The organism is Pseudoalteromonas sp. MER144-MNA-CIBAN-0113 (genome assembly GCF_040308965.1).
GTDB lineage: Bacteria > Pseudomonadota > Gammaproteobacteria > Enterobacterales > Alteromonadaceae > Pseudoalteromonas > Pseudoalteromonas tetraodonis.
Genome location: NZ_JBEOOG010000660.1, coordinates 1 through 212 on the forward strand (window position 1 = coordinate 1; position 212 = coordinate 212).

The following is a 212-nucleotide window of genomic DNA, read 5'->3' on the forward strand; positions in this document are numbered from 1 at the left end:
GTTGTTGCCATCGATGGTAGTAAGTTTAAAGCTAGCAACAACAAAGGCAATAATTTTACGCCAAGCAAAGTTAAATTCCACATCGACCGAGTCGAAAAGAACATTGAACGTTACCTTGAATTACTTGATGAAGCCGATAAAGAGCAAGCTAACGTCACAAAAATTAAAGCCACAAAAGATAGGCTAGCTGACTTTCGCAGCCAGTTAAAAAA

1 pseudogene is annotated in these 212 nt (G+C 38.2%); it reads left to right on the forward strand.

The annotated features are described in order from the left end of the window. Positions 1-212: pseudogene (locus AAEY57_RS21365) on the forward strand (IS5/IS1182 family transposase); the annotation flags it as partial.